Below are 14406 nucleotides of genomic sequence, written 5' to 3' on the forward strand. Positions count from 1 at the left end.
CGACGACGAGGGAGTCAGCGATGGTCAGCCCGCGCTACTGGGTCCGATGGTTCTCCGAACAAGGAATAGCCCGCTACGGCATGCGGATGCAGGCGCGCCGCGGTGATCCGTTCGCGCGACTGCACGCCACCCATGCGGGATTGCACGACCCGTATCCGATAATCGAGAGCGTGCGCGCGCAGGGCCGGATGGTGCGCTCGCCGCTGAGCTGGCTGACCGCCGACTACGAGCTGACCCGGGCCATGCTGCGCGACAACCGCTTCGGGGTGTTCGCCATCGAGGCGGTGGCGGTGCCGGAGCCGCTGCGCCGGTTCATTCGCTCCGCGCCCATGCCGGCCAATCCGGTGGAACCGCCGTCCATGCTCATGACCGATCCGCCGGAACACACCAGATTGCGCAAGCCGGTCTCGGCGGCCTTCACCCCGCGCGCCATCGGCCGATTGCGGGACCGGGTGGAATCGGTGACCGCCGAACTGCTCGACGCCCTGCCCTCGAACGGGTCCGCCGATCTGATCGGCTCCTTCGCTTCCCAGGTGCCCATCGCCATCATTGCCGAAATGCTGGGTTTCCCCCGCGAATCCCGCGCCGAATTCCTGGAGTGGGGCGACGCCATGAGCCCGCTGCTGGATCTGGGCATCTCCTGGCGTACCTGGCGGTCGGCCCTGGTCTCCATGCAGGTCATGGACAGCTACTTGGACGAACACATCGCGCGGCTGCGCCGCGAGCCGGGCGAGGACATCCTGTCCAGCCTGGTCACCGCGGGCGATCTGGACAATCAGGAATTGAAGGCCACCGCCAGCCTGCTCATGGGCGCGGGCTTCGAGACCACCGTCAACCTCATCGGCAATGGCGTGGTGCAACTGCTCTCGCATCCCGAGCAGCTCGCGCGGCTGCGGGAGGAACCGGAGTTGTGGTCCAATGCCGTCGAAGAGGTGCTGCGTTTCGACGCGCCCATACAGACCACGGGGCGGGTCATCCTGAGCGATACCGAATTCGGGGGCGTGCGGCTGCGCCGGGGCGGCACGGTGGTCATGTCGCTGGCCGGGACCAATCGCGATCCGAAGGTCTTCGAGGACCCGAACCGCTTCGACATCACCCGTTCGAACGCCAAGGATCACCTGTCGTTCTCCAGCGGCGTGCACAGCTGCCTGGGGGCGAGCCTGGCGCGGATGGAAGCGGTGTACGCACTGCGCTCACTGTTCGACCGCTTCCCGGATCTGGCGCTGGCGGGCCCGCCGCGCCGCCGGCCGCTGTTCACGCTGCACGGGTATTCACACCTGCCGGTGCGGCTGGGTCAGCGCGCCGCGGCCGCGGTCTGAGCGGGCGATCATGACGCCGCGATACTGGCTCCGATGGGGGCTCGAGCACGGGTCGGTGCGAACGCTGCTGCGCTGGCAGGCCCGGCGCGGGGATCCGTTCGCGCGGCTCATGGGCAGCGCCGAGGGTCTTCGCGATCCGTACCCGCAGCTGGAGGCGCTGCGCGCGCGGGGACGGCTGGCGCCGAACCCGCTCATGTGGGTGACCACCGACTACGAGGTGAGCCGGAACATTCTGCGCGACAGTCGATTCGGGACGTACACCATGGAGCGGTGGCCGCTGCCCGCCGCCGTTGTCCGGCTGGCGCGCGCGGCGGCGCTGCCCGCCAGTCCGGTGGAACCGCCGGCCATGCTGCTGCTGGATCCGCCCGAGCACACCCGGTTGCGCAAATCGGTGTCGGCCGCGTTCACGCCGCGCGCCGTCGGCCGGTTGCGCGATCGCGTGGTGTCGGTGACGGCGGAACTGCTGGAAGCCCTGCCCGACAACGGATCCGCCGATCTGGTCTCGGCCTTCGCCGCGCAGGTGCCGATCGCCATCATCTCGAGCATGCTCGGCTTCCCGGAGCGGGATCGCGAGACCTTCCTGGGCTGGGGCGAACGGGTGACGCCGCTGCTGGATCTCGGTGTGTCCTGGCGGGTCTGGAAGCGGGCGGCCGGGGCCATCGCGGAGACGGACGCCTATCTGGACCGGCATATCGCCGAGCTGCGGCGGGCGCCCGGGGACGACATACTGTCCAGCCTGGTGACCGCGGGCGATCTGGACGATCACGAGCTGAAGTCGACCGCGACGCTGCTCATGGGCGCGGGCTTCGAGACCACCGTCAACCTCATCGGCAATGGTGTGGTGCAACTGCTTTCGCATCCCGAGCAGCTGGCGCGGCTGCGGGAGGAACCGGAGCTGTGGCCCCGGGCCGTGGAGGAGATCCTGCGTTTCGATCCGCCGGTGCAGACCACCGCCCGGGTGGCGCTGTGCGACGTGGAGCTGGACGGCACGATCTTGCGCGAGGGCAGTGTGGTGGCGCTCGCGCTGGCCGGGGCCAATCGGGATCCGAAGGTCTTCGAGGAACCGAATCGGTTCGATGTCACCCGGCCGAATGCCAGGGAGCACCTGTCGTTCTCGAGCGGTGTGCACTCCTGCCTCGGCGCCAGCCTCGCGCGTATGGAGGGCGGGCACGCGCTGCGGTCGTTGTTCGAACGCTTTCCCGGACTGGAACTCTCGGGCGCGCCGGAACGCCGGCCGCTGTTCAACTTGCACGGCTACGCGCACCTGCCGGTGCGGCTGGGGCGGCGCGCACCCGCCGCCGTTCAGTAGAAGCCGACGGCCTGGTCGCCCCACACCGAATTGCGGTCGCGGTCGGGATCATCCACGACCCGATCGACGGCGTCGATGACCAGCGTGGTGCGCTTGTCCTCGGTATAGGGCGGCCAGTGCTTGGAGCCGTCCAGCGCGGCGGGCACCCCGTACCCGGCGAAGGCCGTCCAGCGGCGCATGGTGCGGCCCGAAATATCCTGGGCGGCTTTGCGACCGCCCAGCCAGAAGGTCGGGTCGTAGTCGAAGGACCCGAAATTGCCGAAGACGTACGGCAATTCGGTGGCGTGACCGGCGCCGACACGGGCCGCCTTCAGCATGGGCGTGGCATGGTCGAAGCGGTACATCCAGGTCGGCGAATGCCGGGAGTGCGCATTGGCGACCCAGTGCGCGGGCATGCGGAAGGCCGCATCGGTGGACATCGACATGGCGCCGCGCGGGGTGCTGAGATCCCCGTAGGCGGAGGCGATTTCGGCAATGCGCTCCGGTGACATGCCCGGATGTTCGGCGGCCACGCCGCGCAGCATGGCGTTCACGGCGTCCGGGGTGACCGGCATGATGGGCGAGCGAAACACCCGGAACAGCGAGGCCTCGTCCTTGTTGGTGCCGATGATCAACGGCACGTGATGCGAAAGCCCTTCCTGGAAGCGCTCACTCGGATAGGACGGCAGCACGTCGCCGTCCACCACCGGCGCGGCGGCCAGCCGTCCCGGCTCCCGGGTAGGCACCTCGTCGAGCAGAATGCCCGCACCGGTGATGAGCCGCTCGATGGGCATATCCAGCAGTTCGGCGCCGCGCTCGGGCGCCAGCTCCAGGATCTCCAGATACCGTTTGGCCACGGTCGCCGCGTAGCCCGGACCGAAAACCGTGGTGGCGGGCGGGGATTGGGCAATGGCGCGATGGAACAGCCCGGCGGCGCGCGGCGAGGTGAGCAGGGCCGTCACACAGCCCGCCCCCGAGGATTCGCCGAAGACGGTCACATTGTCCGGGTCGCCGCCGAAGGCCGCGATATTGTCGCGCACCCACTCCAGGGCGGCGAGCTGATCGTGCAGTCCCAGATTCGGCACGAACTCCGGGCCGAGCGAGGACAGATCGAGGAAGCCGAGCGCACCGAGGCGGTAGTTCACCCCCACCACCACAACCCCGCCGGTCTCGGCCATCCGCTTGCCGTCGTAGATGGCCTGCGCCGCGGTGCCCAAGCAGAACGCGCCGCCGTGAATCCACACCATGACCGGACGCGGGTCATCGGCGGGTTCGACCGGGGCCCACACATTCACCCACAGACAGTCCTCCCCCATGCGCAGCCCGGAATCCACCGGCACGAACCCGGCGCTCTGCGGCGCCACCTCCCCGAACTCGGCGCAATCGCGCACCCCGTCCCAGGGCTCCGGCGGCTGCGGCAGCCGGAATCGGTTCGCGCCACCCGCATCGGCGGCATAGGGAATCCCGCGCCACACCGCGACCGGCCCCTGCCTACGGCCTCTCACCTCGCCGGATCCGGTTCGCGCCACCGGATCGGTGTCCTCCTGCGCCATCGTGTCGAAGAACCGAGTGCTCACAACCGACCTCCTCGTACCTCGTAAAACGAGGGTACCGAGTGCATGAGTACAGACCGCGCCATCGTGAGCAGCGCGTCATTTACCCTGGGCTCGTGCCGAGTTATTCGTATCGCTGCCGCAGCTGCGGTGACACCTTCGAGAAGAGCCGCCCGATGGCCGAAGCCTCGGATCCGGCGATCTGCCCGCAGGGGCATGAGGACAGCGTGAAGCTGCTGACCACTTTCGGGGTGGTCAGCAGTGGTGGGAGCAGCGCGCCGACGCCGTCCGCGCCCGCGGGCGGCGGGTGCTGCGGCGGCGGTTGCTGCGGCTGATCTCGACGACGCGACTCAGCCGGGACCGCACGGTTCAGCCGGCCGAGTCGGAGTTGCCGGTGGGCTCGGCCGGGCCGCCGGAGGCCTTGTCCGCGTGGCCGAGGGAGCGGCCGGGGGCGACGCGGTCGCGGACGCGTTGCTTGAGGACGGCGATATCGGGAAAACCGCCGTCCGCCTTGCGCTCCCAGATCTGTTCGCCGTCCACGGTGATGCGGAAGACGCCGCCTTCACCGGGGATGAGCGCCACCTCCGAGAGGTCGGTGGCGAAGGTGGACAGCAACTCTTGAGCCATCCAGCTCGCGCGCAGCAGCCAGCGGCACTGTGTGCAGTATTCGATCGCGACGCGGGGCATACCGGGCACCCTACCGTGGGTGCGGGGCGGGATCAGGGGGCGAGCAGGGTGAACAGACTCAGGATGTTCAGCAAGAGGGAACTGGCATTGAGGGCGATGGCGGAGCCGGTGGTCAGCAGACTCAAGACGGTCCAGGGACTCATGAAAGCTCCTTCGATCAGATGATGTCCGGGCCTTGCTCAACGGTAACTCGGGCGGGCGATTCCGGAAGATCGAATTCGCGTTTTGCACTGGCCTTTTCACATCGCGCGGGAGCGTTTCACATTCGGGGGCTTGTCGGTGCGGTGCGATAGAAATCATGGCAACGAAGGAAGGGGGATCGATGACCACCGCCTGGACCGCCGATCAGATCGCCGCGATCGCACCCGATGCCGCCTCGCTCACCGCGGCCCGCAAGTTGCGCGGCAAGTGGACCACCACCGGCCACCACGAGATGACCCTGTGGGGCCTGTGCACCGGCAGCGGCAGCACGCCGTATCAAACCATCATCGATATTTCCGGCCCGGCTTACAAATGCTCCTGCCCGAGCCGCAAATTCCCGTGCAAACACGCCCTCTCCCTGCTGCAATGCTGGTCCGAGGGCGCGGTGCCCACTACCGACACCCTCGATGATTTCGCCGCCGAATGGCTGGCCGTCCGCGCCGCCCGAGAGGCGAAAAAGGCCGACCCCGAGTCGAAGTCCGCGCCCGCGGCGAAACCCTCCCGCGCTACCGGCTCCGCCGGCACCGATCAGCGCCAGGCCCGCGTCACCGCCGGCCTGGCCGACCTCGACACCTGGCTCACCGACCAGATCCGCACCGGCCTGGCCCAAGCCGACCGCTCGCACCACGCGTTCGAATCCGTGGCCGCCCGCATGGTCGACGCCCAAGCCCCCGGCATAGCCCTCACCCTCCGCCGGCTGCCGCGCCTGAGCACTCGCTCCGACTGGCCCCAGCAACTCCTGCGCGAATACGCCCGCCTGCACCTGCTGGCCACCGCGCACCGCCGCCTGGCCGACCTCTCCCCCGCCCTGCGATCCAGCGTTCGCACCCACATCGGCTATCCCACCCCCGCGGAATCCGTCCGCGCCGAACCTCCCGTCCGCGACCACTGGATGGTCCTCGGACAGCACACCTCCGCGGAAGACGGCCTGCACACCCGCCGAGTCTGGTTGCGCGGCCGCAGCACCGCCCGCTGGGCCCTGCTCATCGACCACAACTACGGCAGCCCCACCTTCCCGCCCGACACCCCGGTCCCCGGCCAGCAGATCGACGCCGATCTCCACTTCTACCCCGCCGCCGCACCCCTGCGCGCCCTCTGGGGCACCCGGCACCACCATCCGGAGCCCTACACCACGCTCGAATTCCGGATGGCACCAACCGATCTCGGTATAGAGATCCTGCCGGACAACGGGCAGGCCGGAATCACGCGCGCCGACACGGCCCCGATCAATGGAGTCGACGCTCCGAACGGTGCGGCCGACAGTGACGCCGACCAGGTGCGTACCCGCGGCGACGCGCCTGCGGGCCCGAACGCCGTACGGCCATACGCCGGATCAGCGGAATCCGATATCTCGGACGGGGTCCGCCCGGGCAGCATTGCGGCCGCGCTGTCGTCTCATGCGGAGGCGGTCGGCGCCGATCCCTTTCTGCGCGGATGGCCGATTCTGCTGGCGGAAATTATGCCGGTACGCGGTGAGAACGGCTGGCATGTCCTGGAATCCGATGGAACGGCGCTGCCGGTTGCGATCGGGGACGGTGAGCCGTGGCGGCTGTTGGGCCTGTCGGGTGGGCATCCCGTGACGTTGATCGGTGAGTGGACCGCCGACGGCGTGGTGCCGATTGCGGCGTTCACCTCCGGCGCTGTGGTGGATGTTGTTGTCGGGGACGGTAATTCGCGAGGGATGCCGAGCGGGGTTCCGATCGAGTCCGGTGCCGCCGGCGTCGGGGCGGAGCTGGTTTCCACCGCATTGGTCGGGACGGCTCGCCGTGGCGGCGAGCCCGAGGGACTGGCCGCACCGGTAGCGACGGCCGCGGCCCGTTTGAGCGGGGAACCGGCCGCACTCCTGCTGGAATCCGTTGCATTGCAGGACTGTTTCGCGCGCGGCGGAGTGCCGGCGGGGACGGCGGAGCGGGATGGCGTTGCGGATGAGGATGAGCGGCCGCTGTTGCCGCAGGGCGCGGCCGATCGGCTGGCGGCGCTGCTGCAGGACAACTCGCCGTTCCTGGAGGAGTGGTTCGCTGCGGCCGCGCGGCATGATTTCCGGGCTCCGGATGCGATGAGCAGCCTACTGCTGGAGCGCGCCAAAGCGCTTGCACCGCATCGGGAGTCATTGCTGCGGCTGGCGGGGGCGCGGGGGCGGTGGCTGGCCGGGCAGCATCCCGGGTGGCGGACGCTGGTGCGGGCGGCGGCCGATGACGAGTCGGTGTGGTCGCACGGGCGGGCGGCGGAGCGGCGGGCGTGGCTGGCGCAGTTGCGGCAGCGGGATCCGGGGGCGGCGCGGGCGGCATTGAGCAGTTCGTGGGGGACCGAGGCCGGGCCGCAGAAGATGGAATTGCTGGCGGTGCTGGCCGGGGGGCTGTCGCTGGAGGATGAGCGGCTGCTGGAGGAGGCGCTCGACGACCGGCGGGCCGAAGTGCGGCGGCTGGCGGCGGATCTGCTGGGCAGACTGCCGGATTCGGCCTTCGCGCAGCGGATGACCGCGCGGGCCGCCGCCTGGTTGAGCTTCGGGCAGCGGCTGCGGCAGCCGCAGCTGACCACCACGGGCCCGGGCGTGCTCGATGATGCCGCCCGGCGCGACGGCATCGGGGATGCCTTCGGGTACACCGCGTATCGGGCCGACGGCGCACCGGATCTGGCGGCCGAATGGCTGCACCGGGTGGTGGCGGGGACGCCGCTGCGGCACTGGGAGCGGGTGCTCGGGCCGCCGCAGCAGGCGGTGCGGGCGCCCATGGCCGAGGGCGTGCGCGGGCCCATGTTCTCCGGGTGGGCCGATGCCGCACTGGCCCAGCGGAATTCGCAGTGGGCGGCGGCGCTGTTCGGCACCTTCGGGACGCCGGAGGCGGGTGAGGTGGACAGTGAGAAGCTGCGCGAGCTGTTCGCCCTGCAACCCGAGGAGGATCAGGTGCGGCATCTGCGGCGGCTGGACTCCAGCTGGCTCGCCGAGATCGAATCGCTGTTGCGCGCCATGCCGCATCCGTGGCCGAACACCATGGCCGAGCACGTGCTGCGACTGCTGCTGGAGCGCGCGCAGCTGTCCGCCGATCGGCCCGGCGCACCGAGCCTGGTGCCGGGTTCGTATCGCACCCTCTTCCGCGCGGCCTCCGCCCATTTCCCGGTGAGCGTGGCGGACATGGTGACCGGAATCGCCCGCAAATGCGGAGAACCCTACTGGGAGCAGGCTTTCGACCAGCTCGCCCACGACCTTATTCAGCGCAAGACGATGCTCGAGGAGTTGACGTGACCATCACTCAGGAGCGGGACGCCCTGCTGCGCCCGCATGCCGAACAAGCCTTCGCCGATGAGCTGGCCGCGCTGGCGGCGGCCGACGATCGCCCGCGCCCGCCGTCCTGGAAGCTGTCGCCGTGGGCGGTGGTCACCTATCTGCTCGGCGGCACGCTCGCCGACGGCACCGTGATCAGTCCCAAGTACGTGGGCCCGCGCCGGCTCATGGAGGTCGCGGTCGCCACGCTCGCCACCGATCGGGCGCTGCTGCTCATCGGCGTGCCGGGCACCGCGAAAACCTGGGTGTCCGAACATCTCGCGGCCGCGGTGGCCGGGAGGTCCACGCTGCTGGTGCAGGGCACGTCGGGGACCGCGGAGGAGGCCATCCGCTACGGCTGGAACTATGCCCGCCTGCTGGCCGAGGGGCCGAGCGAGGCGGCGCTGGTGCCCTCGCCGATCATGACGGCCATGCGCGCCGGGTCCATCGCCCGGCTGGAGGAGCTCACCCGCATTCCGTCGGATGTGCAGGACGCGCTCATCACCGTGCTGTCGGAGAAGACGCTGCCGGTGCCCGAGCTGGGCACGGAAGTGCAGGCGGCCAAGGGATTCAACCTCATTGCCACGGCCAATGATCGCGACCGCGGTGTGAACGAGCTCTCCTCCGCGCTGCGGCGGCGCTTCAATACCGTGGTGCTGCCGCTGCCGGCCGGTGAGGATGAAGAGGTCGCCATCGTCACCCGCCGCGTCGAACAGCTCGGCGCCGCACTGGAATTGCCCGCCGTGCCCGCGGCCGCCGAGGAGGTGCGGCGCGTGGTGCGGGTCTTCCGCGAACTGCGCTCCGGCATGACCGAGGACGGCCGCACCAAGCTGAAGTCGCCGTCCGGGACGCTGTCCACGGCCGAGGCGATCTCGGTGATCACCAATGGGCTCGCCCTGGCGGCGCATTTCGGGGACGGTGTGCTGCGCGCCTCCGATATCGCCGGTGCGGTGCTGGGCGCGGTCATCAAGGATCCGGTCGCGGATTCGGTGGTGTGGACCGAATACCTGGAAGCCGTTGTCCGCCAGCGTTCGGACTGGGCCGACTTCTACCGGGCCTGCCGTGAGGTGAATGGATGACCACGGTGAACACCTCCGTCGGGACGGAGACCCGGATCTTCGGGATCCGCCACCACGGCCCCGGCTCGGCACGCTCCCTGCGCCTCGCGCTCGAAAAGTTCGGTCCCGACGCGATTCTCATCGAAGGCCCGGCCGACGCCGATCCGCTCATCGGATACGTCTCCGCGGACGGGATGGAACCGCCGGTGGCCCTGCTCGGCTACCGGCCGGATGAGCCTTCGACGGCCGCCATGTGGCCCTTCGCGATCTTCTCCCCCGAATGGCAGGCCCTGAGCTATGCCGCGGAAAACGGTGTGTCCGTTGGCTTCTGCGATCTACCGGCGGCCACCGCGCTGGCGCTGCGCGACGAGCCGGGCGACCGGACCGATCCGTTGGCGCTGCTGGCCGCCGCCGGCGGCTACGACGACGCCGAACGCTGGTGGGACGCCATTGTCGAATCCACTTCGGACGCCGATATTTTCGCCGCCGTCAACGAAGCGATGGGGGCGCTGCGCGAGTACGCCGAGCAGGATTTCGACGAAACCGAGACGGCCGCCGATGGCACGGACATCGCCACCCAGAGCATTGTAGTCGATCCGCACACCCTGCGCCGCGAGGCGCATATGCGGCAGGTCATGCGGAAGGTGCTGAAGGGCGGCGCGCAGCGGCTGGCCGTGGTGTGCGGCGCCTGGCACGCGCCGGCGCTCGAGGGCAATCTCGGCCCGGCCGCGGCCGATGCCCGCCTGCTCAAGGGCCTGCCCAAAGGCAAGGCCACACTGACCTGGGTGCCGTGGACGCATTCGCGGCTGGCCAGCTCTTCCGGCTACGGCGCGGGCGTCACCTCGCCGGGCTGGTATCACCATCTGTTCACGCAACCGGACCAGCCCATCACCCGCTGGCTGACCAAGGTCGCGGGCATGCTGCGGCAGCACGATCTGCCGGTGTCGAGCGCCCACATCATCGAATCGGTCCGGCTGGCAGAGACTCTCGCGACCCTGCGGGACCGCCCGCTGGCCGGTCTGTCCGAGGTGACCGAGGCGACCCGGGCGGTGCTGTGCGACGGTGACGAGACCATGCTGCGGCTGGTCAGCACCGAACTCGTGGTGGGCGAGGCCATGGGCGCGGTGCCCGACGGGACTCCGACCGTGCCGTTGGAAGCCGACCTGCGCGCCCAGATCAAGACCTTGCGGCTCAAACAGCAGACCCTGGAGAAGCAGCTCGATCTGGATCTGCGCACCGACGGCGGGGTGGCGAGATCCCGCCTGCTGCACCGGCTCCGGCTGCTCGGCGTCGATTGGGGGCGGCTCACCGACAGCCAGGTCCGCAATACCGGCACCTTCCGGGAAACCTGGACGCTGCAATGGCGTCCGGAGCTCGCGGTCGCCGTGGTGGAGGCGGCGCGCTGGGGCACCACCTTGCAAACCGCCGCCGAGGCCAAGATCCTCGATCTGGTGTCGGCCCCCGACGCCAAGGTGGGTCAGGTGGCCGCCGCCCTGGAATCAGCATTGCTCGCCGATCTGGGCGGTGCGACCGACGGCCTCATCGCCCGCCTGGAATCCGTTGCGGCCCTGGATCACGACGTCACCCACCTGCTCGCGGCCCTGCCCGGGGTGCTGCGCACGCTCCGCTACGGCGATGTGCGCGGCACCGACACCGCGGCGCTCACCCGGGTCGCCGACAGCCTCCTGGTCCGCAGCTGCGCGGGCTTGCCGGGCGCGGTCACCGGTCTCGACGGCGATGCAGCCGCCGAACTCCGCGCCCTGATCGATGCGGTGCACCTGGCGCTGTCCGCCCGCAATGACGAATGGGCCACCGGCACTTGGCTATCCGCCCTGCAGGCCCTGGCCGACCGCGACGATATCCACGGCGGCCTATCCGGCCGCGCCGTCCGCTTGCTCTGCGATGCCGAGCGCATCGACGCGACCGAATCCGCCCGCCGCCTCTCGGCAGCCCTCTCGGTGGGCCGCACCCCCGCGGACAAAGCCGCCTGGATCGACGGCTTCCTCGGCGGCCGCGGCCTGCTCCTGGTTCACGACCGAAACCTGCTGTCCCTCATCGACACCTGGCTACGCGGCCTGGCGGAAGACCAGTTCGTCACCACCCTGCCGCTACTCCGCCGCACCTTCGGCGGCTTCGACTCCGGCGAACGCCAGGCCATCGGCCAAGCCGTCCGCCACAGCGCGCCGGCAACCTCCGCCCCTGGGGCCACCGACTACGACACCGAGCGCGGCACGATCGCCTTGCGCGCAGCCGCCGAAATCCTCGGCATGGCCCAATGAGCCAACCGCCGCATCCGCTGAAATGCGAAGCCCCACCCGTGAAGGGAATGCAATGAGCGAGATCGACGAACTGCAATCGCGCCGCTGGCGCCTGGTGTTGGGCGGCGCCGCCGAATCCGGGCTGGGCGGCCTCGGAGCCGCCGATGATGTGGCCATGGACCGCGCCCTGGGCGCCCTCTACGACTCCGACGGCCAGAATCCATCCGGCGGCCGCCGCTCCGGCGGCCTGGGCGGCTCCGCACCCCAGGTGGCCCGCTGGCTCGGCGACATCCGTCGCTACTTCCCGTCCACCGTGGTCGAGGTCATGCAGCGCGATGCCGTCGACCGCCTCAACCTCACCGAATTGCTGCTCGAGCCGGAGCTTCTGGAAGCAGTCGAACCCGACGTCCACCTGGTCGGCACCCTGCTCAGCCTCAACCGGGTCATGCCCGAAACCACCAAGACCACCGCCCGCACGGTCGTCGAAAAAGTCGTCCGCGAAATCGAACGCCGCCTGGCCGCCCAAACCGTGGCCGCCGTAGGTGGCGCCCTGAACCGCGCGGCAAAAGTCTCCCGCCCCAAACTGCGAGACATCGACTGGAACACCACAATCCGCAAGAACCTGGCCAACTACCTCCCCGACCACAAAACCGTCGTCCCCGAACGCCTCGTCGGCTACGGCCGCAAAGCCCAAGCCGTCCGCCGCGACGTAGTCCTGGCCATAGACCAATCCGGCTCCATGGCCTCCAGCGTCGTCTACGCCTCCGTCTTCGGCGCAGTCCTCGCCACCATGCGCTCCCTCAAAACGTCCTTGATCGTCTTCGACACCGCCGTAGTCGACCTCACCGAAAAACTCTCCGACCCGGTAGACGTCCTCTTCGGCACCCAGCTCGGCGGCGGCACCGACATCAACCGAGCCATCGCCTACTCCCAATCATTGATCACCCGACCGTCCGACACCCTCTTCGTCCTCATCTCAGACCTCTACGAAGGCGGCGTCCGAGCCGAAATGCTCCGCCGCATCCGCACCCTGAAGGATTCAGGCGTCCAAGTAATCGTCCTCCTGGCCCTCTCCGACGAAGGCGCCCCCTCCTACGACCGCGACAACGCCGCCGCCCTCAACACCCTCGGCGTCCCCGCCTTCGCCTGCACCCCCGACCGCTTCCCCGACCTCCTCGCCGTAGCCCTCGACAAGGGCGATGTCGAAGCCTGGGCCCACGCCAATGCGGGCCGCGCCACGACATAGCGGCCACTCTCGATTTGAAACACCGTCGACTGGGAACTGGTGGCGGACCCTTCTCGACGAACGCCGCCGCCAGTTCCCGGTGATCGCATGACCAACTCTGGCGCGGGGTGTCGCCTGCCCGAACATCGTGGTCATGGCGGGGTGGTCGGTCCTGATGGCGGCCGCTGTCCGGTCCGGACCGGGGAGCGGGGTCGGCCGACGCTGATACGCTGCCAGCGGATCTGTCTCGTGGAAACGGGGGCTCGGCTTTGCACCCTGGTGATGTGTTCGCCGGTTACGTCATCGAACGCGAGCTCGGTCGCGGCGGTATGGGGTCGGTGTATCTGGCTCGGCATCCACGGCTGCCGCGGAAGACCGCGTTGAAGTTGCTGAATCAGGAGATGTTCTCCGATGAGGAGATTCGGGCACGGTTCGTGCGGGAGGCTGATCTCGTCGCGCAGCTCGATCATCCGAATATCGTCACGGTGTACGACCGGGGGACGGAGGGGGAGCAGCTGTGGATCTCCATGCAGTACATCGATGGGGTGAATGCCTCGGCGGTCAGTCCCGGATCGTTGCCGCCGATGCGGGCGGCGCAGATTATCGGGGAGACTGCTAAGGCGCTGGATTACGCGCATGGGCGGGGGGTGCTGCATCGGGATGTGAAGCCGGCGAACATTCTGCTGGCGCGGTCCTCGGCGGGGGCCAGTGGGGAGCGGGTGTATCTCACCGACTTCGGGATCGCGCGGTTGCGGGACGATACGGGGCATCTCACGCAGACGGGGACGGTGACCGCGACGCTGGCGTACGCCTCACCCGAGCAATTGACCGGGGCGACCATTGACGGGCGGTCGGATCAGTACGCGCTGGCGTGCACCACGTTCCAGTTGCTGACCGGGGTGGTGCCGTTCGAGGGGACCAGTCCGGCGGCGGTGATCCGCGGGCATCTGCAGCAGCCGCCGCCACCGGCCACCACCAAGCGGCAGAATCTGCCGCGGGCGATCGACGGGGTGCTGTCGCGGGCGCTGTCCAAGCGGCCGCAGGATCGGTTCCGGTCGTGCACGGAATTCGCGGCGGCGGTGGAACGGGTGCTGTCGGCGCCGGCCGCTCCCCCGCGCCCGCCGACGCCGGTGCGGCCGCAGCCCATCGTGCAGCCGCAGGTCGCGCCGCCCCGGCCGCCGACGCCCGCGCGGCCGCAGCCGGTGGTGCCGCCGCCCGCGCAGTCGACACCGCGGCCGATGGTGGGACCGACGCCGGGAACCGGGCCGGGTTATCCGAATCCGTCTCCGGTGCCGTCCTATTCGCCGCCGCCCGGTCCCGGACCGGTGTACAAGGCGCCGCCGAACTCGGGTCCGGGCTATCCGACCCCGGCGTACACGAATCGGCCGACGCCGCCGCCGGCGTACCGTCCGCAGCCGCAACCGCAGCAGAGTTCGGCGCCCGTCGGGCTGATCATCGCCGGTGTCACCGCGGTGATCATCATCCTGATCATCGCGGGCGCGGTCATCCTGGCCCGCTGACGGCGAACCGCAACGACGGCCGGCCGGTCACCGAACAG

General features: G+C 69.7%; 10 protein-coding genes. 8 read left to right on the plus strand and 2 right to left on the minus strand.

Annotated elements, in window-relative coordinates; translation table 11 throughout:
• Window positions 1-20 precede the first annotated feature (20 nt).
• Both ACFVIV_RS26580 and ACFVIV_RS26585 read left to right on the plus strand, forming a co-directional pair.
• On the plus strand, window positions 21-1319 hold the full coding sequence (locus tag ACFVIV_RS26580) for a cytochrome P450 (protein ID WP_379200772.1): 1299 nt from the start codon (window positions 21-23) through the stop codon (window positions 1317-1319).
• A 10-nt stretch (window positions 1320-1329) separates the two neighbouring features.
• On the plus strand, window positions 1330-2628 hold the full coding sequence (locus ACFVIV_RS26585; RefSeq protein ID WP_379200774.1) for a cytochrome P450: 1299 nt from the start codon (window positions 1330-1332) through the stop codon (window positions 2626-2628).
• Here ACFVIV_RS26585 and ACFVIV_RS26590 read toward each other — a convergent pair.
• Complete coding sequence (locus ACFVIV_RS26590) at window positions 2622-4160, minus strand: carboxylesterase/lipase family protein (RefSeq protein ID WP_379200814.1); 1539 nt, start codon at window positions 4158-4160, stop codon at window positions 2622-2624. The two genes, ACFVIV_RS26585 and ACFVIV_RS26590, sit on opposite strands and share 7 nt — an antisense overlap.
• Window positions 4161-4276: 116 nt before the next feature.
• On the opposite strand from ACFVIV_RS26590, the gene ACFVIV_RS26595 reads away from it, so the two are divergent.
• Window positions 4277-4495, plus strand: a complete 219-nt coding sequence (locus tag ACFVIV_RS26595) for a zinc ribbon domain-containing protein (RefSeq protein ID WP_379200776.1) — start codon at window positions 4277-4279, stop codon at window positions 4493-4495.
• A gap of 34 nt (window positions 4496-4529) precedes the next feature.
• Here the strand turns inward: ACFVIV_RS26595 and ACFVIV_RS26600 are convergent, their stop codons facing one another.
• On the minus strand, window positions 4530-4847 hold the full coding sequence (locus ACFVIV_RS26600) for a SelT/SelW/SelH family protein (RefSeq protein ID WP_379200777.1): 318 nt from the start codon (window positions 4845-4847) through the stop codon (window positions 4530-4532).
• Window positions 4848-5145: 298 nt separating this feature from the next.
• On the opposite strand from ACFVIV_RS26600, the gene ACFVIV_RS26605 reads away from it, so the two are divergent.
• The 5 genes from ACFVIV_RS26605 to ACFVIV_RS26625 all read left to right on the plus strand — a co-directional run bounded on the left by ACFVIV_RS26605 (window position 5146) and on the right by ACFVIV_RS26625 (window position 14368).
• Window positions 5146-8289: a DUF5691 domain-containing protein gene (locus tag ACFVIV_RS26605; protein WP_379200779.1), complete on the plus strand. Its 3144-nt coding sequence runs from the start codon at window positions 5146-5148 to the stop codon at window positions 8287-8289.
• Window positions 8286-9386 (plus strand): AAA family ATPase, encoded by a 1101-nt coding sequence (locus tag ACFVIV_RS26610; protein WP_379200781.1) that lies wholly within the window; start codon window positions 8286-8288, stop codon window positions 9384-9386. Before ACFVIV_RS26605 ends, ACFVIV_RS26610 begins: the two co-directional genes overlap by 4 nt.
• Window positions 9383-11644 (plus strand): DUF5682 family protein, encoded by a 2262-nt coding sequence (locus tag ACFVIV_RS26615; protein WP_379200783.1) that lies wholly within the window; start codon window positions 9383-9385, stop codon window positions 11642-11644. The genes ACFVIV_RS26610 and ACFVIV_RS26615 overlap by 4 nt, the downstream gene beginning before the upstream one ends.
• A 52-nt stretch (window positions 11645-11696) precedes the next feature.
• On the plus strand, window positions 11697-12869 hold the full coding sequence (locus ACFVIV_RS26620) for a vWA domain-containing protein (protein ID WP_379200785.1): 1173 nt from the start codon (window positions 11697-11699) through the stop codon (window positions 12867-12869).
• Window positions 12870-13132: 263 nt separating this feature from the next.
• A complete protein-coding gene (locus ACFVIV_RS26625) occupies window positions 13133-14368 on the plus strand; it encodes a serine/threonine-protein kinase (RefSeq protein ID WP_379200787.1) in 1236 nt (411 codons plus the stop codon).
• The last annotated feature ends 38 nt before the right edge of the window (window positions 14369-14406 follow it).

This window comes from Nocardia sp. NPDC127526, from assembly GCF_042672265.1.
Classification (GTDB): Bacteria; Actinomycetota; Actinomycetes; order Mycobacteriales; family Mycobacteriaceae; genus Nocardia.

Excerpts from the sequence above, each read along its gene's own strand:
- ACFVIV_RS26615 (WP_379200783.1), top strand. The coding sequence starts at position 9,383 with ATGACCACGGTGAACACCTCCGTCGGGACGGAGACCCGGATCTTCGGG.
- ACFVIV_RS26580 (WP_379200772.1), top strand. The coding sequence starts at position 21 with ATGGTCAGCCCGCGCTACTGGGTCCGATGGTTCTCCGAACAAGGAATA.
- ACFVIV_RS26590 (WP_379200814.1), bottom strand. The coding sequence starts at position 4,160 with ATGGCGCAGGAGGACACCGATCCGGTGGCGCGAACCGGATCCGGCGAG.
- ACFVIV_RS26585 (WP_379200774.1), top strand. The coding sequence starts at position 1,330 with ATGACGCCGCGATACTGGCTCCGATGGGGGCTCGAGCACGGGTCGGTG.
- ACFVIV_RS26620 (WP_379200785.1), top strand. The coding sequence starts at position 11,697 with ATGAGCGAGATCGACGAACTGCAATCGCGCCGCTGGCGCCTGGTGTTG.
- ACFVIV_RS26600 (WP_379200777.1), bottom strand. The coding sequence starts at position 4,847 with ATGCCCCGCGTCGCGATCGAATACTGCACACAGTGCCGCTGGCTGCTG.
- ACFVIV_RS26605 (WP_379200779.1), top strand. The coding sequence starts at position 5,146 with ATGGCAACGAAGGAAGGGGGATCGATGACCACCGCCTGGACCGCCGAT.